The 22031-nt window shown below is 34.6% G+C and carries 17 protein-coding genes and 1 tRNA gene; 13 read left to right on the top strand and 5 right to left on the bottom strand.

Annotated features, from left to right (window positions below):
• The first annotated feature begins 119 nt into the window (after positions 1 to 119).
• The 4 genes from ACFSAH_RS18525 to guaB all read left to right on the top strand — a co-directional run bounded on the left by ACFSAH_RS18525 (position 120) and on the right by guaB (position 6775).
• Positions 120 to 1046, top strand: a complete 927-nt coding sequence (locus ACFSAH_RS18525; RefSeq protein WP_379664194.1) for a tyrosine-type recombinase/integrase — start codon at positions 120 to 122, stop codon at positions 1044 to 1046.
• Positions 1047 to 1220: 174 nt separating this feature from the next.
• A complete protein-coding gene (locus ACFSAH_RS18520) occupies positions 1221 to 2114 on the top strand; it encodes an Abi family protein (RefSeq protein WP_379664193.1) in 894 nt (297 codons plus the stop codon).
• A 2-nt stretch (positions 2115 to 2116) separates the two neighbouring features.
• On the top strand, positions 2117 to 4984 hold the full coding sequence (locus ACFSAH_RS18515) for a type I restriction endonuclease subunit R (protein ID WP_379664192.1): 2868 nt from the start codon (positions 2117 to 2119) through the stop codon (positions 4982 to 4984).
• 321 nt (positions 4985 to 5305) lie between these two features.
• Positions 5306 to 6775: an IMP dehydrogenase gene (gene guaB / locus ACFSAH_RS18510; RefSeq protein ID WP_379664191.1), complete on the top strand. Its 1470-nt coding sequence runs from the start codon at positions 5306 to 5308 to the stop codon at positions 6773 to 6775.
• A 213-nt stretch (positions 6776 to 6988) separates the two neighbouring features.
• Here guaB and ACFSAH_RS18505 read toward each other — a convergent pair whose 3' ends face one another.
• A complete protein-coding gene (locus ACFSAH_RS18505) occupies positions 6989 to 7765 on the bottom strand; it encodes an SAM hydrolase/SAM-dependent halogenase family protein (RefSeq protein ID WP_379664190.1) in 777 nt (258 codons plus the stop codon).
• A 102-nt stretch (positions 7766 to 7867) separates the two neighbouring features.
• On the opposite strand from ACFSAH_RS18505, the gene ACFSAH_RS18500 reads away from it, so the two are divergent.
• From ACFSAH_RS18500 to ACFSAH_RS18485, 4 genes are all read left to right on the top strand, one after another.
• Positions 7868 to 8842, top strand: coding sequence for a PhoH family protein (locus tag ACFSAH_RS18500; RefSeq protein ID WP_379664189.1), 975 nt, complete (start codon positions 7868 to 7870; stop codon positions 8840 to 8842).
• A gap of 77 nt (positions 8843 to 8919) precedes the next feature.
• On the top strand, positions 8920 to 9864 hold the full coding sequence (locus ACFSAH_RS18495) for a phosphoribosylaminoimidazolesuccinocarboxamide synthase (protein ID WP_379664188.1): 945 nt from the start codon (positions 8920 to 8922) through the stop codon (positions 9862 to 9864).
• 87 nt (positions 9865 to 9951) lie between these two features.
• Positions 9952 to 10329, top strand: a complete 378-nt coding sequence (locus tag ACFSAH_RS18490) for an STAS domain-containing protein (protein WP_379664187.1) — start codon at positions 9952 to 9954, stop codon at positions 10327 to 10329.
• Between the two features lie 10 nt (positions 10330 to 10339).
• Positions 10340 to 11251, top strand: coding sequence for a ribonuclease Z (locus tag ACFSAH_RS18485; RefSeq protein WP_379664186.1), 912 nt, complete (start codon positions 10340 to 10342; stop codon positions 11249 to 11251).
• Positions 11252 to 11357: 106 nt separating this feature from the next.
• Here the strand turns inward: ACFSAH_RS18485 and ACFSAH_RS18480 are convergent, their stop codons facing one another.
• Both ACFSAH_RS18480 and ACFSAH_RS18475 read right to left on the bottom strand, forming a co-directional pair.
• Entirely contained in the window at positions 11358 to 12302 is a 945-nt protein-coding gene (locus ACFSAH_RS18480) for an MlaD family protein (RefSeq protein WP_379664185.1), read from the bottom strand.
• Between the two features lie 61 nt (positions 12303 to 12363).
• Positions 12364 to 13230, bottom strand: a complete 867-nt coding sequence (locus ACFSAH_RS18475) for an N-acetylmuramoyl-L-alanine amidase family protein (RefSeq protein ID WP_379664184.1) — start codon at positions 13228 to 13230, stop codon at positions 12364 to 12366.
• Between the two features lie 128 nt (positions 13231 to 13358).
• Here ACFSAH_RS18475 and ACFSAH_RS18470 point away from each other — a divergent pair, with 128 nt between their 5' ends.
• The 5 genes from ACFSAH_RS18470 to ACFSAH_RS18450 all read left to right on the top strand — a co-directional run bounded on the left by ACFSAH_RS18470 (position 13359) and on the right by ACFSAH_RS18450 (position 20933).
• The gene (locus tag ACFSAH_RS18470) at positions 13359 to 15968 is read left to right on the top strand and encodes a putative LPS assembly protein LptD (protein ID WP_379664183.1); all 2610 of its coding nucleotides are present in this window, start codon (positions 13359 to 13361) and stop codon (positions 15966 to 15968) included.
• 1 nt (position 15969) lies between these two features.
• The gene (locus ACFSAH_RS18465; protein ID WP_379664182.1) at positions 15970 to 17226 is read left to right on the top strand and encodes a competence/damage-inducible protein A; all 1257 of its coding nucleotides are present in this window, start codon (positions 15970 to 15972) and stop codon (positions 17224 to 17226) included.
• 41 nt (positions 17227 to 17267) lie between these two features.
• Positions 17268 to 18599: a dihydrolipoamide acetyltransferase family protein gene (locus ACFSAH_RS18460; protein ID WP_379664181.1), complete on the top strand. Its 1332-nt coding sequence runs from the start codon at positions 17268 to 17270 to the stop codon at positions 18597 to 18599.
• A 326-nt stretch (positions 18600 to 18925) separates the two neighbouring features.
• Positions 18926 to 20422 (top strand): succinate CoA transferase, encoded by a 1497-nt coding sequence (locus ACFSAH_RS18455; protein ID WP_379664180.1) that lies wholly within the window; start codon positions 18926 to 18928, stop codon positions 20420 to 20422.
• 85 nt (positions 20423 to 20507) lie between these two features.
• Entirely contained in the window at positions 20508 to 20933 is a 426-nt protein-coding gene (locus tag ACFSAH_RS18450; RefSeq protein WP_379664179.1) for a hypothetical protein, read from the top strand.
• Positions 20934 to 21050: 117 nt separating this feature from the next.
• On the opposite strand, the gene ACFSAH_RS18445 is transcribed toward ACFSAH_RS18450, so the two are convergent.
• Both ACFSAH_RS18445 and ACFSAH_RS18440 read right to left on the bottom strand, forming a co-directional pair.
• A complete protein-coding gene (locus tag ACFSAH_RS18445; RefSeq protein ID WP_379664178.1) occupies positions 21051 to 21659 on the bottom strand; it encodes a Type 1 glutamine amidotransferase-like domain-containing protein in 609 nt (202 codons plus the stop codon).
• A 186-nt stretch (positions 21660 to 21845) separates the two neighbouring features.
• Positions 21846 to 21945 (bottom strand) — tRNA-OTHER (locus tag ACFSAH_RS18440).
• Between the last annotated feature and the right edge of the window lie 86 nt (positions 21946 to 22031).

The raw sequence follows: 22031 nt of genomic DNA, 5'->3' as shown, positions 1-22031 counted from the left end.
ATTCCTCCTCAAATCCAGGAAATCTCAAATTAGGAACCTTAGTTCCAAATCTATCCGAAAGATTAATAATCCTTAATCTTCAATTGCTTTCCTTTGAGATTTTAAAAAATTAAATTATAATGAATGAACAAAAACAACTCTCAGAAGTTATCGATCTATGGAAAATAGACAAAAAACAGTATGTAAAAAAATCAAGTTTCTCAGCTTATACGCTATTGATTGAAAATCATCTACTGCCTAATTTCGGGAACAAAATTGCGATTGAGGAAGCTGATGTTCAAAGCTTTGTTTTTCAAAAATTGGAAACGGGTTTAAGTCATAAAACAATTAAGGATATTTTAATTGTTCTGAAAATGATTTTGAAATTTGGAGCTAAAAACAAATGGTTACAGTATACCCCTTTTGATATTCAGTTTCCTACTGAACGAGAAAAGCATAATATTGAAGTGCTAACTAAGGCTGATCAGAAAAAAATAATGAACTATATACAAGAACATTTTACATTTAGAAATTTAGGTGTATATATATGTTTAAGTGCAGGAATGCGTATTGGGGAAGTATGTGCCTTAACTTGGGAAGATATTGATACCGATAACGGAATTATCAGTGTTAACAGAACTATCCAGCGTATTTATGTGATAGAGGATGGAACTCGTAGAACGGAATTGATTCTGGATACCCCGAAAACTAAAAATTCTATTCGTGAAATTCCGATAAGTAAGGATTTATTAAGAATATTGAAACCATTTAAAAAGATTGTGAATCCTTTATTTTTTGTATTGACAAACGATGCTAAACCAACTGAACCCAGAACCTATAGAAGCTATTACAAAAATTTAATGAAAGAATTAAAAATGCCTGAACTTAAATTTCACGGGTTAAGACATAGTTTCGCAACCCGATGTATTGAAAGTAATTGTGATTATAAAACGGTAAGTGTACTATTAGGGCATTCTAATATCAGTACAACGCTGAATCTTTATGTTCATCCCAATATGGAGCAAAAGAAAAAAGCTATTGAGCAGATGTTTAAGGGATTAAGATAAGTTGTTTCGTTTGCAGTAAATCACTTGCAGATTTAAAAAGGAATACTTATATTTGTTCTAACCGTACCCGTGTTGCTTCCCATTAGAACAGCTCGCGGGTCTTTCTTTTTTATAGACTTTTTAATTTTATTATTAAAACCTAAATATACAACAAGATCAGTTTTATAAACTGCAATGGCAAAACCAGAAAGAACCATACAAGAGCAGATAGCACTCTTACAAAGCAGAAATATGACTTTTCGCAATATCGTCAACGCTCCGCATTTCTTAGCCAACATCAGCTATTACAGACTTAAAGGATATTGGTGGGAAATGCAGGATGATAAAATAAATCATCATTTCGCCAATGGCAGTTATTTTGAAGATGTAATCGACATTTATAATTTTGACAGGAACTTTAGATTAATTGTTTTTAATGCCATTGAAAGGATTGAAATCGCTTTAAGAACAAAATTGATTTATCAATTATCTCTTAATTATGGGCCATATTGGTACCTCAATCCTGGTATCTTTCAAGATCCAAAAAGGTTTGCTTCTTTTCTATCAAAAATAAATATAGACATGAGCAATAGCAGTGAGGAATTCATAATAAAGCATTTTGAAAACCACCCTGATGAATTACCTGAAAGCTGGAAATCTTTAGAGGTGCTAACTCTTGGAACTTTGTCCAAGTTATATAGCAATTTAAAACATCAATTGCCCGAGAAGAATATTATTGCAAAAGAGTTTGGAATTAATAATCAAAAATATTTAGCTAGTTGGTTGCTGACTATAACGGTTATAAGAAATATTATTGCACATCATGGTCGATTATGGAACCGTGTAATCATTAATAAATATGATTGGCCTCCTTCAAGCCCAGAATCACTACTATCATATATCCCTAATAACTATCAGCGTAGAAAAATATTCCCTATACTTTCGGCTATTATTTATATGAACAATAAAATTAGTCCGGGCCATCACATTAAACAAGAATTATTAAATTTATTTTCTCAATTCTCGGCAATTCAATTAAACAGAATGGGATTTCCTGCAAATTGGCAGCAAGAACCTGTTTGGCAATAGACATGAGCAAACAATCGGAACAGATTTTAGAAGAGCAGCTAGTTACCCAATTACAAAAATTGGGTTATAAATATATTACTATTAAAGATGAAAGAGTTTTATTGGCAAACCTCAAAGTACAATTAGAGCGACACAATCATATCCAGTTTAGCGATGCTGAGTTTGAAAAAGTGTTAAATATACTCAATAAAGGTTCTGTATTCGAAAAAGCCAAAGTATTGCGTGAAAAAAAACATCACATTATTCGGGATAATGGTGATAACCTGTATTTTGAATTTCTCAATGTAGAACATTGGTGTCAAAACGAATATCAAGTGACCAATCAAATCACGCAAGAAGGGAAATATGAAAACCGTTATGATGTAACCTTACTGGTGAATGGGTTGCCTTTGGTGCAAATCGAGCTGAAGCGAAGAGGCTTGGAAATGAAAGAAGCATTCAACCAAATCAACCGCTATCAAAAACACAGTTTCGGAGCAGGTAAAGGATTGTTTCATTTTGTACAGTTATTCGTTATCAGTAACGGTGTAAATACCAAATATTTCAGTAATTTCGGTTCACACAAACAGGAATTTTTGCAGACATTCCATTGGACAGATGAACAAAATAATCCATTAAATAATATTTTAAATGGCTTTACCGATTCTTTTTTGGAACCTTGTCATATCAGTAAAATGATCTGTAAATACATCGTTCTGAATGAAACCGATAAACGTCTGATGGTACTTCGCCCATACCAATATTATGCGGTAGAGAGTATTATCAAAAAGGTAAAAGAAAACGAAATACTGAATGGCTATAATATTGAAAAAAATGGCTACATCTGGCATACAACTGGAAGTGGAAAAACCTTAACTAGTTTCAAAGCCAGTCAGATTCTATCCAAAATTCCAGCTATCAAAAAAGTGGTTTTTGTGGTAGATAGAAAAGATTTGGATTATCAAACCAACCAAGAGTATGATAAATTTAGTAAGGGCTCGGTAAGTTCTGCTACTAATACGGATGACCTTATTCGTAAATTCAACGACCCGATTGTTCGCATCATTGTTACCACCATTCAAAAGCTAAATAATGCGATTTCAGGTAGAAATTTATCAAAAATCAAATCCATTCAGCACGAAAGGATGGTTTTTATCTTTGACGAATGCCATCGTTCACAATTTGGTGATACCCACAAAAACATCGTCAATTATTTTACCAATATTCAACTATTTGGCTTTACAGGTACACCTATTTTGGCAGAGAATGCAGATGGAGAAAAAACAACCGCAAGCTTGTTTGGAAAATGTCTGCATAAATATGTTATTACAGATGCCATACGTGATGAGAATGTACTGAAGTTTTCTGTAGAATACATTCAGACTTTCAAACAGAAAGAACATATCATTGATTTAAAAGTAGAGCAAATCAATGAAACTGAAGTTTTTGAAGCTCCTGAACGAAAGGAAGCCATTGTAGATTACATCATTCAATACCACGATCAGAAAACGCAAAATAGAAAATTTTGTTCCATGATGTGTGTACAGGATATTGATTCGGTCATTCAATACTATGAAATTTTCAAGCGTAAAAAACAAGAGGGACAGCACAATTTAAAAATAGCCACAATTTTTAGTTATGCCCAGAATGAAGAGGATATGGAAGATGCTGTTTATTCCCAATTAGGAATGGTTGCCGAACCACAAGCAGTTTACGGCTACAAACCTCATCGTAGAGAATTACTAGAAACCTATGTACAAGACTTTAATGAATTATTTGGAGAGAAACAGAACGTAAAAGATACCGAAGGGTTTTATAACTATTACAATGCTGTAGCCAAAAAATCAAAACAAAATGAGACAGATATTTTGTTGGTTGCCAATATGTTTTTGACAGGATTCGATAGTAAATATTTAAACACCTTATACGTTGATAAAAATCTGAAATATCATGGATTGATACAAGCATTTAGCCGTACCAATCGTATTCTGGATAAGAATAAAACACAAGGAAATATCGTGTGTTTTCGAAATCTTAAAGACAAAACAGACGAAGCCATCGCTTTATTCAGCAATAAAGAAGCAATTGACGAAATCATAGTGGAACCATATGAAGCGTATGTAGAAAAGTTTAACGAAGCCACGCAGAAATTATTAGAAATCGTTCCACAAGTAGTATCTGTTGACGGTTTATATTCGGAAGAAGATCAGCTACAATTTATTTTGGCTTTCCGTGCCATGATGCGTTTGCACAAAAAAATGAGCCATTATACAGAATTTACTTGGGATGATTTACAGATGGAAGAACAGCTTTTTGCAGATTACACGAGCAAATATTTGGATTTAAAGGAAAGACTTGATCCTACTGACCCGTCTAAAAAAGCGTCTATTCTTAATGATATAGATTTTGAATTGGAATTGATTAGACGTGATACAATCAATGTAACTTACATACTTCAGTTATTGATTAAATTCAATTCGAAACATAGTGCAAAAGACAAAGAAAGTATCGAAAAGGATATTTTCAATTTACTGAATACCGAAGTCTCATTAAGAAGTAAAAGGGAATTGATTGAGAAATTTATTCAAGAAAGCTTACCACATATTGAAGATACGGATGCAATTCCCGAAGAGTTCGAGAAATTCTGGACTGTAGAGCAAGAAAAGGCACTTCAAGAATTGGTTGCAGAAGAGAATTTGTATTTGGAAAAAACTGAAAGGTTAATAGAAAATTATTTATTTTCAGAAAGAGAACCTTTAAGGGATGAGTTATTAAATCTTAGAAAAGAAGGTAAACCAAGTGTTTTGAAATTTAAACAAACAGGAGATCGTATCTTAAATAAAATTTTAGATTTTGTAGACACTTTTGTTAATGGAATATCAGGAAATTAACTCTTTGATACCCATGTTATGGTTTTTTTATTATCGAAAAACTTTAAAAGAGACTATAATTTTTTTTAACATTACTCGTCAACAATAGTTTTAGGAATAAATAGAAAGATATTTTATACAATGAATCATAAGAGTTCGAGTCGCTTGATATAAGGAGAAATAACTATAATTATTGTTTTTGTACTTATGAATGAGCTTATCTGATTTTAATACTTTTTATTTACTGAATGTAATCTTTGTATTAAAAATACAAATACCTTTCATTTATTGGTGGAAATTACTACTTTTGTATCGCAAATAAAGACCCTTAATTTATTTGCTATGCAATTAGATCCACATAAATTTGTTGCCGAAGGACTTACTTACGATGACGTCCTGTTAATACCGGCTTATTCAGAAGTTTTACCGAGAGAAGTTGATACTTCCAGTTCTTTAACTAAAAACATCCGTTTAAATGTACCTATTGTTTCAGCGGCAATGGATACTATTACAGATGCCAATTTAGCCATAGCCATTGCGCAGGCTGGAGGTTTAGGCTTTCTTCATAAGAATATGACTATTGAAGCGCAGGCTGCTGAGGTTAGAAAGGTGAAGCGTTCTGAAAGTGGAATGATACAAGATCCGGTAACTTTATCAGAAGAAGCAACAGTAGGTGAGGCTTTCAAAATCATGAAAGAGTATCAGATAGGCGGTATTCCGGTTGTATCTGCAAGTAATAAACTGGTAGGTATAGTAACAAACAGAGATTTACGTTTCCAGAAAGACCTGACTATTAGTGTTGCTGCTGTTATGACTAAAGAAAACCTGATTACAGCACCAGAAGGTACTACTTTGAAACAGGCAGAATCTATCCTTCAGGATTATAAAATAGAAAAACTTCCGGTTGTACGTGAAGATGGTACATTATCGGGATTGATTACATTTAAAGATATTCAGAAATTTAAAAACTATCCGTCAGCTTGTAAAGATGAACACGGAAGATTAAGAGTTGGTGCTGCAGTTGGTGTTACCCATGATACTATTGAGCGTGTAGGGGCTTTGGTTAAAGCAGGCGTTGATGTAATTACAATAGACACTGCCCATGGACATTCAAAAGGTGTTATAGACAAACTGAAAGAAGTAAAAGCTAAATTCCCGGGATTAGATGTTATTGCAGGAAATATAGCTACAGGGGCTGCTGCAAAAGCTTTAGTAGAAGCTGGTGCAGATGGTGTAAAAGTAGGTATAGGACCGGGATCTATCTGTACAACCAGAATTATTGCAGGTGTTGGTGTACCACAATTATATGCAGTTTACGAAGTAGCTAAAGCTTTAGAAGGTACAGGTGTACCTCTTATTGCAGATGGTGGGATTAAACAAACCGGAGATATAGCAAAAGCTATAGCTGCAGGAGCAAGTACCATTATGGCAGGATCTTTATTTGCAGGAGTTGAAGAAGCACCCGGAGAAACTATTATTTACGAGGGTAGAAAATTCAAATCATACAGAGGAATGGGGTCTGTAGAAGCGATGGAGCAAGGTTCTAAAGATAGATATTTCCAGGATGTTGAGGCCGATATTAAAAAATTGGTTCCGGAAGGTATTGTTGGAAGAGTTCCTTACAAAGGTACATTGGCAGAAGTAATGCACCAATATACAGGAGGATTAAGAGCTAGTATGGGGTATTGTGGAGCAAAAGATATAGCTACATTACAAAAAGCCCAATTTGTAAGAATTACTGCATCAGGAATAAGAGAATCACACCCTCATGGTATAACTATAACCAAAGAGGCTCCTAATTATAGCAGATAATTTTTTTAAATAAACTTATTAAGGGTCTGTATCAAAAGGATCTTGTCATCCCGAGCTCAGACGAGGGATCTCTTTCAAAAGTACTTAGGGAGAGATCTCTCTTCGCTGTACTCTCATCAGAAATGACAACGTTTTTATTTTGATACAGACCTTTTTTTGTGCCTTGTCAAAGGTTAAACAAAACCTGATGCTGTAAGAAATAATTATTTATAACTATTGAAAGTCTATACGGACGATATCATTGATGTTTAATCCCAATAGTCCACTCGCATTGCCTTTGTTTATGGCAATTTCTAAATGATTGGAAATACCAAAAAGACAAAGTTTTTCTCCTTCAGGAACTTCGTTATAATGCCAGCTTAATTGGTTTATGGTTTCGTTACGACGAAATGATAAATTGAACTTTCTTCCTTGCTGAACTTTAATGAAAAGATCTTTAGTAATATTGGTAATAACGTTCTGGAAAGAATCTATGAAAATAACACTTCCTTTAATCTGATCTGGTTCAACAATAGGATGCAGGCTCATTCTTTCTTCAACAGAATCTGTAGGTATACCTATTTCTTTTAATGCACCTCCGGCAGCCAAATGGCAGGCAGCTTTTACAAAAATATCAGCTAAAGGAAAGTGAAGAAACTTAAGGTCCTGCATAATATTGATTTCTACAATTTCCTGAGGCTGCTCTTCAAAAATTAAAGAAAAAATACCGTTATCAGATCCTACAAAATAATGATCTCTGTATTTTACGGCAATATATTTGTTATGTTCACTATAAACCGTATCTATACCGATAAGATGTACTGTGTTTTTCGGGAAGTACGAAAAACAGTTCTTTAAAATGAACGCAGCGCGTGAAATATTAAAAGCTTGTATCTCATGAGTAATATCAATGATATTCACATCTGGCAATGTACTTAAAATACTGCCCTTCAACGCCGCTTGGTAAAAGTCCTTATAACCTAAATCCGTGGTTAATGTGATAATTGCCATTAAATTTGTGAATATTTATTCTTATTCTTGCAATGCAAGAAGAGTAGCGCAAAATTAAGTTTTTAATTTAGATAACATACTCAAATCAATAAAAAGTAGAGCTTGAACGAACTTAAAATTACTTTAGAAAACGTAGACCCATTGATACTGTGGGGTCCCAGCAATGAATACTTTGAATTAATCAAACGTTCATTCCCAAAAATAAAAATAGTTGCAAGAGGCAATGAGCTTAAAGCACTAGGAGATGAGGCAGAGCTGAATAATTTTAACAAGAAAATTACAGCTATTATTAACCATTTAGATAAGTACCAGAATTTATCAAACAATGACCTCGAAAGCATACTAGGTATAAGTATACCTGCTAAAAGCGAGCAGGAAAAAAGTACGGAACAAAATAAGGATGTTCAGACCGGATCATCAGAAGTTATTGTTTACGGGCAAAATGGTTTATTGATAAAAGCAAGAACGGCTAACCAACGTAAGATGGTAAGCAGTATTAATACCAATGATATCTTGTTTGCAATTGGCCCGGCAGGAACTGGAAAAACTTACACAGCAGTAGCGCTTGCAGTAAGAGCTTTAAAAAATAAAGAGGTTAAACGAATTATACTTACCAGACCAGCAGTGGAAGCGGGTGAGAATCTGGGATTTCTTCCGGGAGATTTAAAAGAAAAGGTAGATCCGTATTTACGTCCTTTGTATGATGCTCTGGATGATATGATTCCGGCTGAAAAGCTGAAAACCTATATAGAAAACAGGACTATAGAAATAGCTCCGTTGGCTTTTATGCGTGGAAGAACATTGGATAATTGTTTTGTAATTCTGGACGAAGCCCAAAATGCTACAGATATGCAATTGAAAATGTTTCTGACCAGAATGGGGCCAACTGCTAAATTTATTGTTACCGGAGACGTTACCCAGATAGATTTACCAAAAAAACAACAATCGGGTTTATTTAATGCATTACGAATATTAGAAAATATCAAAGGTATAGGTATCATTTATTTGACTGGTGAAGATGTTGTAAGACATAAATTAGTGAAAAGAATTTTGGAAGCGTATGGTGATATTCAGTAATTTCTGTCGTAAATTTGCAGCTGACTCTCACACCAAATAAATTATAGAAGAAGTCCCAAATACGAATTAATTCGACAATGAAAGCAATAAAAGAAACAAATTTCAGCTTCCCAGGACAAACAAATTTTTATAAAGGCAAAGTCAGAGACGTATATACCATTGCAGATAAATACCTTGTAATGGTAGTTACAGACAGAATATCTGCTTTTGATGTCGTTTTACCAGAACCTATACCTTACAAAGGACAGGTGTTAAACCAGATAGCGGCAAAGTTTTTATCCCTTACCAAAGATATAGTTCCCAATTGGGTTGTGTCTGTACCGGACGAAAATGTAACTATAGGCAGAATTTGTGAACCATTTAAAGTTGAAATGGTCATAAGAGGATATTTGGCAGGGCATGCGGCAAGAGAGTATCTGGCAGGGAGGAGAGAGGTTTGTGGTGTGAAATTGCCAGAGGGCTTAAAAGAGAATGATAAATTACCAGAACCTATTATTACCGCTACTACAAAAGCAGCGTTTGGGCATGATGAAGATATTTCTAAAGAAGAAATATTAAAGCGTGGAATTGTTTCGATAGAAGACTATACCAAGCTGGAAGATTATACCAGAAAGCTTTATCAGAGAGGTACAGAAATAGCAGCAGAGCAAGGGTTAATATTAGCCGATACAAAATATGAGTTTGGTAAGGCAGATGGGGTTATTTATTTGATAGACGAAATACATACACCAGATTCGTCCCGTTATTTTTATAAAGAAGGTTACAAGGAGCTTCAGGAAAAAGGAGAGCCACAAAAGCAGTTATCAAAAGAATTTGTGAGAAGATGGCTGATAGAAAATGGCTTTCAGGGCAAAGAAAGGCAGCAAATACCTTTGATGGATGAAGAGAGAGTGAGCTCAATATCAGAAAGATATATTGAGTTATTTGAACAAATTACAGGTGAATCTTTCATCAGATCAAAGGCAGATAATATGTCTGATAGGATAGAAAGTAATATTAACAAAGCGTTAAGAGATTTATAAAAATAGGTTTTCTTTAAATTAAATTACTTTTTGTAAATTTATAACTTTTCGAGTAAAATTTGTAAATTACAAGAAATTGAGAAAAATATGAAGTTTTCTGTCGACAAGCATGAGAAATATGTCCTTATCAAGCTGGATGAACAAAAGTTAAATACTTTGGTGTCTCCGCAGTTAAAATCGGAGTTGATTTTAACGAATACGGAAGGACAGAGAAATATTATTATCGATATGTCTGAGGTTAAATACGCCGATTCATCGGGTTTAAGTAGTTTACTGGTGGGACATAGGCTATGTAAAAATTCAGAAGGTCTTTTTGTTATTACCGGACTGAACGAGGCCGTTTCCAGGCTGTTGAATATTTCGCAGTTAGATAATATTATTACTGTAGTACCTAAAGTAGAGGAGGCTATAGATCTTATCTTTATGGAAGAAATAGAGAAAGAACTCAATAGAGAATTAAAATAAAAAACAGTAGATGAAGTTTGAGGTTACGATTTTAGGTAATAGTTCTGCCACACCTATGTTCAATAGAAACCCAACTTCGCAAGTGTTAAACATCAATGAGCATTTGTTGATGATTGATTGTGGAGAAGGGACACAACAGCAGCTTCTCCGCTACGGAATCCGTTATAATAAAATACACCACATTTTTATCAGCCATTTACATGGCGATCATTTCTTTGGGCTTATTGGTTTAATATCATCTATGAGCCTTAATGGTCGTAAAAGAGATCTGAAACTGTTTGGTCCTAAAAAATTGATGGACATTATCCATCTTCAGCTTCAGTCATCAGATACCCATTTGTCATTCAAGATAGATTTCTTTCCTCTGGATCCTGAAAATACAGGATTAATTCTAGAAACCAGAGATTATACTGTTGAAACTATTCCTTTAAACCATAGGATACCCTGTACGGGGTTTATTTTCAGGGAAAAGAAAAGACAACGTAAAATACTGAAAGATAGAGTGGATGAATTACAAATACCACCAGAGTATTTTCCTTTATTAAAGCGAGGTATAGATTGTACTGATAGCAGAGGGAAGGTTTTTAAAGCATTGGATCTTACCGAAGAATCAGAAACACCAAAATCTTACGCTTATTGTTCAGATACGATGTATGATAAGGCCTATATTTCGCGCTTAACGGATGTGAATACTCTGTATCATGAAACTACCTTTATGCATGATATGATTGACAGAGCTAAGGAAACACATCATACCACTGCTATAGAGGCAGCGCAGATAGCAAAAGAAATAAATGCAGAAAAGTTATTGATAGGACATTTTTCAGCCAGATATAAAGACCTATCTCCACTGTTGCTGGAAGCCAAAACCGTATTTGAGGATACGTTTATAGCAGAGCAGGGAGAAACTTTTACCATATAATACTATTCTCGTCTTACTGGAAAAAATCAAAGTATAAAGGTATTTAGTCGTCAATCAGCTAAAATGTTAACGGTTTTCTTAATACTTTGATTTTAATAAAATTGCTTTAATCTTTTTTGTTACCAAATACAGAGAAGCTTACATACCTTTTTGGATTAGCTTTTAAGTCTATCATCAGATTGTCCAGATTTTTAGAAGCATTATTAAGGTTATTGTAAAGCTTATCATCATTTAATAATAAAGCCAAAGAGCCATTCCCCTGATGAGTTTTAGCAATAGCGGTTTGCAATTCTAAAATTGCCTGATTAGCATTTTTGATAGTTTCTTTGAAATTAGATTTGGCTACTTCATCAGAAACCTGATTCAGATTTGACAGAATGCCCGTAATTTGAGCGTTGTTATTTTTTAGGTTCTCAGAAATAGATTCGGCATTCGATAAAATATTGTCAATTCTTTTGGTTTGTACAGAAACCATTCCATCTAAAGTTTTAGAAGTAGATTCTAAAGTTTGCAATGTACCTGCAATGCTATTAAAGCTTCTGTCAACATTTTTTTGGAAGTTAGGATTCAATATCTGGTTCACCGTATAAAGAATAGAATCCATTCTTGAAATCAGCATTTGAGCCTTTTTTTGAACAGGTTCCATCTGATCTAAAATACCAACCTGAATATTAGCATTTAATGTGTCGCCATCTGATGCAAAAGAAGTACTTGAGCCCAGATCAAAAATAACGGCTTTACTACCTAATAAATCTGTACTTTCAAGTCTGGCAATGGTGTTTTTAGGGATTTCGTACTTTGGATTTATTTTAAAGTTGGCCAGTATTTTACCGTTTGGTTGCAAAGTTAGTGCTGCAACACGTCCAATTTGATAACCATTTACCAAAACAGGTTTAGAGACAGCCAGACCGTCTACTTTATCGTAAATTGCATAATAGTCATTTTCATTGGTAAAGATGTCGTTCCCTTTAAGGAAATTATAACCGACAATAAATATGGCAATGGCAAATGAAGCCAGAATACCTACTTTAGTTTCGTTAGAAATTTTCAAATCCTTTTAAGTTAAAGTCCAAAATCTATAGAGAGTATAGCACTTAAGTATCAGATACGCTCTAAGATTCAATTTGTTTTTTATAAGTAATAATCGCGTTTAAAATATTTTGAACAATTTCAGCTTGTCCGGCATCAGAGTTAATGTATTTTTCTTCTTCCGGATTGCTGATAAAACCAATTTCAGTCAATACTGCGGGCATTCCGGCTTTTGCCAAAACGGCTAAACTTTGTTCTTTAACACCTCTGTTAATTCGTCCCGATTTTGTGTATTCATCTTGCATTAATGATGCCAGTTTGATACTTTGTTCTCTGTAGGCATTTTTCATTAAAGAAAAGATAATATAGCTTTCAGGATCATTAGGGTCAAATCCTTCGTAATTGTCTTTATAGTTTTGTTCCAATAAAATAGAAGCATTTTCCCTTATGGCTGCATCTTGTTGAGCTAATCTACCGAAACCAGATATCAGTGTTTCGGTTCCGGTTGGACCGGGGTTGGGAATACTTCTATAACCATAAATAGGTTTGCCTTTAGAATATCTTACCACATATTTTTGTTTAATTAAAGGCATGGAGTTACAATGGATAGAAATAAAAAGATCTGCTTTTTCCTGATTGGCAATTCCGATACGATCGTATAATTTTACAAAGACATCAGTTTTTCTGGTATAAATTACTTTTACATCGGGTAGTTTTGCCTCTATAGCTTTTCCTAATTTTAATGCAACTTGTAAAGCCACATCTTTTTCTTTGGAAAATGCACCTCTTGTCGCACCATCTTCACCACCATGTCCAGGGTCAATAACAATTAGCTTTACCTTACTCTTTTCTGATTTAAGAATATCGCTGGCCAGGAGGGATTCTTGACAAATAAGTACTAAACTAAAGGAAATAATTAAACAGCTGATAAACCTTGTTGTAATTTTCATTAATTTTGGACGTTTTTTGTTAACCTTGCTTACAAAAATAATATTCATATTGAATTTTGAGAGCTTCTAATATATTTTTTATCTGTATTTTGTCAATTGTACAAATTTGTATACAATATGCCGCTGTGATGGCTCAAAAATCAGATTCAATCGCAAAAGTAAGAAATCCAATCGTATCATCCGATTCTTTGGCTATAGATAGTACCCAATTAATAAAAAAGGACACTACACAGAAAAAGCCCAACAAGTCTGAAATCACAGATAAGATTGTTGCTACAGCCGAAGATTCCAGCTTTATAGATAATAAAAGGAATATAGGGCATTACTATGGAAAAGCAAGAGTGGTTTACGGCGATAAAACCATTGATGCAAATTATATTCGGGTAAACTTTAATGATAAAACCATTTTTGCAAAAGGAACAAGAGATTCTTTAGGTATGTTTTCTGGTCCGGTTATTTTCAAAGATCCATCTCAGGGAGCATTAACAGCAGATTCGGTTTATTATAATTTTAAGACTTCTAAAGGAAAAATCTATCAGGTTTATACTGAACAGGAGGGAGGTTATATTACCGGAGGGAAAATTAAAAAACAGGAAGATAACGAGATGCACATGAAAGGAGTGGTTTATTCTACCTGTAGTAATCCTTATCCGCATCAACATTTTGGAATTGTCATCACTAAAGGTATTGCCGAAGAAAAAAGAATTATTACAGGGCCGGCATATATAGTAATAGAAGATGTGCCTTTGCCTATAGTATTACCTTTTGGTTTCTTCCCCAAACCTAATAAAAGAGCATCTGGTATATTGTTTCCACAATTTGGAGAGGATGCTACGTTGGGATTTTATTTGAGAGATTTTGGTTATTATTTAGGTTTAAGCGATTATTGGGATATGACTTTAAGAGGTGGTATTTACTCTAAAGGTTCTTATCAGGCAGATGTAGCCAGTCGTTACATGAAAAGATATAAATACACAGGTAATTTATCTTTTTCATTTGCTTCCAGAAAATATGGTGTAGAAGGAACGCCGGAATATGAGCATCCGCAAAGAGATTTTAATTTAAGATGGTCGCATTCCCAAAATCCTAATGCCCGTCCGGGAACTGTGTTTAGTGCATCGGTAAATGCCGGAACCTCCAGTTATTATAAGAATAACGGTAACGGACTTTACGATTTTAATCAGATTAGCCAGAATAACCTTAACTCCAGTATATCCTACAGTAAAACCTGGGCTAATTCGCCGTTTAATTTAAGTGCAGGTTTAACCCATAATCAGGATCTTTCCAGAAGAACAGTTAATCTTGGTTTTCCGAGTTTAAGTTTTGGGATGTCTACGTTAAACCCATTCGATAAAAAAGACAGGGTGGGCGAGCAAAAATGGTATCAGCGAATAGCAGTAGGTTATAGCTTAATGGCTGATAACAGGATTAATACAACCGACTCTATGTTGTTCAAAAAAGAGACCATGAACAAAATACAGAGTGGTATAAAACATAATATCCCCATTTCATTGTCGTCAAAGGTGATGAAGTATTTTCAGTTTAGTCAAAGCATAAACTATACAGAAAACTGGTATTTCCAAACTATCAGAAAGAGATATGCATTGGCACCAACTCCAACCGGAACCAAAGATTCAACATCTATAGATACGGTACAAGGGTTTAGAAGAGCTGGAGAATATTCTGTGGGTGGATCTTTATCAACCAAGATATATGGTATGGTAAACTTTAAAAAAGGGAAAGTAATGGCGGTACGTCATGTGCTTACTCCCAATATAGGTTTCTCTTACCGTCCTGATTTTAGCAAGCCAAAATACGGATATTACGAAGAAATGGTTGTTAACGAAGCAGGGGATATCCGTAAATATTCAATCTTTGAACAAAGTATGTATGGTGGACCTTCGGGTGGCCGATCGGCAGCTATTAATTTCGGATTGGATAACAATATAGAAATGAAGGTGAGGAGTTCCAAAGATACTACGGGAAATGGTGTTAAGAAGATACCCATCTTGCAAGGTTTATCTTTAAATGGTTCATATAATTTTGTAGCGGATAGTTTTAAGCTCTCTTTGCTTAATTTTAGTGGAAGAACTTTCTTTACTGAAAAACTGGGAGTTAATTTTGGAGGAACTTTAGACCCTTATGTTTACGAAAAACGTATAAGGAATGGGGTTGTTGAAGCTCGTAAAATTGATAAATATCAATGGGAGAGCGGTAAATTACCACGTTTGGCTAGTTTTAACTTTTCATTTGATTATAGTCTTAATTCAAGTACTGTAGGTAAGAATAACAAAAATAATAACCCTCCTAATCCAGGAGGTAATAATAATTTATTTGAAAGACTGGATGCCTCTGAACTGGCGCAAATTCAACAGATAAGCAGAGACGCCAACTCTTTTGTAGACTTTACCATACCATGGAATTTTAGTTTCTACTATAACTTTACTTACTCAAATACCGTAGTCCGTAATACTATCTCTCAGACTTTAAGTGCGAACGGAGATTTTAGTCTTACACCTAAGTGGAAGGTTCAGTTTACCTCAGGATACGATTTTGAAAGAAAACAAATCAGTGCCACTTCATTTTCAATATACAGAGACTTGCATTGCTGGGATTTATCTATTAACTGGAGTCCATTTGGATCTTATAAATACTACGGTATAAATTTAAGAGTGAAATCAAGTATTCTGCAAGATTTAAAATTGAGTAAAAGAAGCGGATACCAATCATTCTACTAATATGATTAACGCAGAAATTATTACAATAGGAGATGAAATCCTTATAGGGCAAATTGTAGACACCAATTCTGCCTGGATGGCTGTAGAGCTAAATAAAATAGGAGTTAATGTTCATCAGATAACGTCTATCTCTGATGAGGTTGGACATATTTTAGCTGCATTAAAAGAAGCAGAACAAAGGGCAGATATTATTCTGATTACTGGCGGATTGGGCCCAACCAAAGACGATGTGACCAAGAAAACAATGGCACAGTATTTTGGAAGTAAGGGAATGGTTGTTCATCAGGATAGTTTGGTTGTTATAGAAGATTTCTTTAAAAAGAGAGGATTACCATTAACGCCTTTGAATGCAGCCCAGGCAGAAGTTCCGGATAATTGTGAGGTTCTGCTAAATGAAGTAGGTACAGCACCATGTATGCTTTTTGAGCAAGGCCATAAAATTTTTGTGTCTATGCCTGGTGTACCCTTCGAAATGAAGAACCTGATGCTTTCTAAAGTATTACCTGAAATCAGGAAAAGATACGAGCTGGTATCGATATATCATCGTACAATTCTGACAGTAGGTATAGGAGAATCTTTTTTAGCAGACAGGATATCTTATATAGAAAACGAATTACCCTCTTATATTAAGCTGGCCTATCTGCCGAAGCTGGGATTGGTGAAATTAAGATTAAGTTGTACTAAAGATACTACTGAACAGATTATTGCCGAAGTAGAGCATTTTGCTAAACGTATAGAAGAAGAAATACCGGAATATTGGGCAGGCAATAAAGATGTTGATATAGAAAAAGCAATGTTAGACTTGTTGCAAAAACATGGTTTAACTTTGTCATTAGCAGAAAGCTGTACTGGAGGGTATCTTTCGCATCTTTTTACACAACATGCGGGTTCATCTGCCGCATTTTTAGGCGGAGGAATTGTATACTCTAACCAACTAAAAAAGCAAATTCTTGGAGTAAAGGAAGCAACATTAAACCAGTTTGGCGCTGTAAGTGAAGAAACAGCCAAAGAAATGGTAGAAGGAGCAATAAAAAACTTTGGAAGTGATTATGCTATAGCCATTACCGGAATAGCTGGTCCTGATGGTGGGAGCATAGAGAAACCAGTTGGAACTGTTTGTATAGCAGTGGCAAATAAGCATGAAACTGTTGTACAAAAGTTTTTATTTAATAATAAAAGACTCCAAATAATCGAAAGCAGTGCAATAAAAAGCCTGCACATGTTACTAACATTATTGAAGAAGAACAAAGTTTATTAATCAATATTGTTATTTTTGTTATAAATCGATAGAAAATCTGTATGGCTCAGTATAAATTAATATTGCCGAAAATGGGGGAAAGTGTTGCAGAGGCAACTATTATCAATTGGCTAAAGAAACCCGGAGATACCGTAGAAGTAGATGACTCAATATTAGAAGTAGCTACAGATAAAGTAGATTCAGACGTTCCTTCTCCAGTAAAAGGAAAAATATTAGAAACATTATTTAATGTAAACGATGTAGTGCAGATAGGAGAAGTCCTTGCTATTATCGAAACAGAAGAGGAACAGGAAGAACAAACTGCTATTATAGAAGAACCGGAAGATAAGCCGGAAGAAATTCCTTACTTACCCGAAGAAAATAAAGAAGAACCCGTAAACAAGCCAGTTCTTAATCATGATTCCACTCGTTTTTATTCGCCATTAGTTAAGAGCATAGCCAATGAAGAGGGAATATCTTTACAAGAATTAGATACTTTAAAAGGTAGCGGTGCAGATGGACGATTAACTAAGGACGATCTTTTAAATTATATAAACGCACAAAAAACTTCGTTAAAAGCAGATAAAGAAGTGCTGCCCCAAAAAGAACAGATAGAAGTTGGCTCTCCTAAAAATCATGTCAGTCAATCTGCGCAAATACAACAACCGCCTGTGAAAGTATCGGGTAGTGACGAAATAGTGGAAATGGATAGGATGAGAAGGTTAATTTCGGATCACATGTTGTCCAGTAAAAATGTAGCAGTACATGTAACATCATTTGTTGAGGCAGACGTTACCAATTTGGTGAAATGGAGAGATAAGGTTAAAAGTTCTTTTGAGAAGCGGGAAAACGAGAAAATAACATTTACACCAATCTTTGTAGAAGCGGTAACAAAAGCTATTAAAGATTTTCCAATGATTAATATCTCTCTTGACGATAATAAAATCATTAAGAAAAGAGATATTAATATAGGTATGGCTTCTGCATTACCAAATGGAAACCTCATTGTACCGGTTATAAAAAATGCAGATCAGTTGAATCTAGTTGGTTTGGCTAAATCCGTTAACGATCTGGCAAAAAGATCAAAAGCTAATAAGCTAAATCCGGATGAAATACAAGGTGGAACATTTACCATTACCAATATTGGTATGTTTGGTAATATCATGGGTACACCCATTATTAATCAACCACAAGTAGCTATATTGGCAATTGGTGTTATAAAGAAAAAGCCTGCGGTGATGGAAACAGAATATGGTGATGTAATAGCTATTCGTCACATGATGTATCTGTCGCTCTCTTATGACCATCGAATTGTGGATGGGGCTTTGGGAGGTTCTTTCTTACGCAAGGTTGCAGATTACTTAGAACAATGGGATACAGATAGGGAAATTTAATCAAATTATACCTTACACCATATTAAAAGGGATTGTTAGCTGTACAGTTAATAATCCCTTTTTAATTTTAGGGCAACCCCGTTTTGATAGCTTTATCTAAAAAGCGTAATAAAACTTATAGATTCACAGAAACAAAGAAAATATCGGACAGATTTTAGGAGATTTGTGTTTATAATCATTTGTTTAAGTAGCTTTTATTAGAACCCTTTTGCTTTATTGTGGTTATAATTGTACCAAAACAAATAATAGATATTGTACTAAAACTGTTTAACTAAAGAGAGCATCTATAAATGTTAGACAGGATTTTTAATATATAAAACGAGCGCATGACGACAGGTTACGATAGAATAAGATTAGAAAGTTTAAGAGATAAAGTAATATCAGCAGAAAAAGCAGCTGATTTGATCAAGGACGGTATGGTCGTAGGTTCTAGCGGCTTTACAAAAGCTGGCGATAGTAAAGCCGTGTTACCCGCACTAGCAGAGAAAGCGAAAAACGAGAAAATAAAAATAACGCTAATGACCGGAGCTTCATTAGGGCATGGTACTGATGGGAAATTAGCAGAAGCAGGAGTATTAAGCAAAAGAATGCCTTTTCAGGTAGATAAAACATTACGTGATAAAATAAACAAAGGGGAGATTTTATTTATAGACCAGCATTTAAGCGAAAGTGCCGAGTTGTTACATAATAAAAATTTACCACCGGTAGATATTGCCATCATAGAAGCTGCATTTATAGATAGGGATGGCAGTATTGTACCTACAACATCTGTAGGCAATTCTGTTACATTTGCAGCCTTAGCCAAACATGTAATTATTGAAATAAACACGGCAGTTTCCGAAGATGTTTATGGGATACATGATATCTATCAGGCAGAAAATTACCCCCATAGAAATGTAATCCCCATAGTGGCTCCCTGGAATAAAATAGGAAGAAGATCGATTCCGCTGGATCCCAATAAAGTCATTGGAATAGTTTTTACAGCTAAAAAAGATAGTCCGGCAGATATTGCAGAGCCCGATGCTAAAACTACTGCTATTGCCCGACATATACTCCAGTTTTTTGAAAACGAAGTGCATTTGGGGCATTTAAGCGATAGGTTGCTTCCTATACAGGCTGGAATAGGGAAAGTTGCCAACGCAGTACTGATGGGATTTAAGGATAGTAATTTTTACGACCTGACCATGTTCTCAGAAGTTTTACAGGATAGTACTTTTGATCTGATAGACTCGGGTAAACTAAGTTTTGCTTCAGCATCATCAGTCACAGTGTCAGAAGCATGTTATGAGCGGGTGTTTGGAAACCTACAGAAATATAGAGAAAAGTTTGTGCTGCGTCCTCAAAATATATCCAATACACCCGGACTGATAAGAAGGTTGGGCGTTATTGCCATTAATACGGCTATAGAGTTTGATATTTATGGCAATGTGAACTCAACGCATATATCAGGTACCAAAATTATGAATGGGATAGGTGGCTCGGGTGATTTTGCCAGAAATGCTTACCTCAGTATTTTTGTTACTCAGGCAGCATCGAAGGAAAATGCCATCTCGCATGTTTTACCCATGATTTCGCATGTAGATCATACTGAGCATGATGTTGATATTTTGGTCACAGATATTGGCCTTGCAGATTTAAGAGGTTTGGCTCCAAGAGAAAGAGCACAAGCCATTATAGATAACTGTGCCCATCCTGATTATAGAGATGAGTTACAATCGTATTTTGACAGAGCTTGTGAAAGGGGAGGACATACTCCACATTTATTAGAAGAAGCATTTAGCTGGCATATAAGATTTTCTGAAACAGGTTCTATGAAAAAGTAAAGCCTTCTTAAAAGAGATAAGTTATTGCCGTGTTCAGTTAACTATGGTATTTAATTTGATGTTATTATAGAAAAATAAAAAGACAATGAATAAAGTAATCATACTCTCTTTAAGTCTATTGGCCTTAGTGGCTTGTAATACTACCCAAAAAACGAATACCAAAACAGACGATAATATAGGAGTTGGAGGAGAAAAAGATGAACATGGGTGTATTGTTGCTGCAGGGCAAACATGGAGCCGGTTAAATCAAAACTGTATTCGGTTATTCGAAGCAGGAGTAAGACTTAATCCAATAAAGGTTAAGGAAGGAAGTGCCATTATTAGTGCATTTATAATATATAATGATGATAAATCAAAAATAGAGCTGTTTTTGCCGGATAATGCAAAAGCTTCTATTGTCTTAAATAAGGAGGGTATTGCAGATCTCTATCAAAATGAGAACTATAAATTTGATGCTAAAGAACAGCTCCTTTATATAAATGATGAAAAACGGTACGCGGTAGAAAATTAACGTAGAGTTTTAATAAAGAAGTGAAGATAATATTCAAACTTCTATAATGAGAAGTGATTTAAGATTGTTCTAAATTTATATTGACATAGTTTTAATAATGTTTGGGGAGTTAGTGGGTTACTTTATGTTTTTCATGATAATTACTTCTCCATCTTTCAGGGCTTTAAACAGCCATTTGTTTTCTATGCATTTCTTTATTTCCTTATCTATGGCTTCTGATTCAAAGTGATTAGAATTATAGTGAGGTAAAATACCATAATTAAAAAGGCCTAATCCGTCATAAATAGGTTGGTTAATCCCTTTATAAGGAAAATTATAAGGATCATCGACCGTCTCAATATATTTTAGAGAATCACACAAAATACAGACTCCAGCGCTATAGCCAGCCCATAAGAAGTTTTCACGTTGACGCAGTTTGTCGAAAATATTATCAAACCCACTTAACTTCATAGCTTGCCTTAATACAAAAGTATTACCTCCGCTAACCCAAACTCCGTCTAGCCCTTCAAGTTTATTATACAGATGATTTTCTTTTCCAAAATATGCTTTTAGATCTAAATGCTCATTTTTAAAACCCAGATGATTTAAAAACTCCATTTCTTCTTGCAGATTTTTTTGTCTGATACTTTCGCTTGCTCCAACCCAATCTTTAGAATTATTTATATGCCCAATTCTAGAACCTTTTGGAAGTAAGTCTTTTAATTGATTAGGATCATTTCCAAACAAAAAAGAAGATAGGTATAGATTCATTTAATAGTTTTTGTATAGAATAAAGCAAAGTTAATTAAAAACAAGTGGTGCTACGAAAGAAATGTAGGTCGAAGATGGTATTGATTAATGTTTATTACTATACAAGTACGTGTGTTTGGCTATTAAACAAAAAGCCTCACATTTCTGTGAAGCTTTTTTTAGTGCTCCCACCTGGGCTCGAACCAGGGACCAAAAGATTATGAGTCTGATGGTCATATAACTTGGAAATGGTTGAAAAATGCCATTTCTGCTTTACAGAAGCAATATATGAACAAATTTTGAAATCACAAAATTTTGCTCCGTTACGTATTTGTTACGGTTTTCTTCTCGTTTATGCTTTTCTAACAT

This window comes from Pseudopedobacter beijingensis, assembly GCF_042678145.1.
Classification (GTDB): domain Bacteria; phylum Bacteroidota; class Bacteroidia; order Sphingobacteriales; family Sphingobacteriaceae; genus Pseudopedobacter; species Pseudopedobacter beijingensis.
Note: the sequence above shows the minus strand (reverse complement) of the source record. Positions and strands in the feature narration are given on the sequence as shown.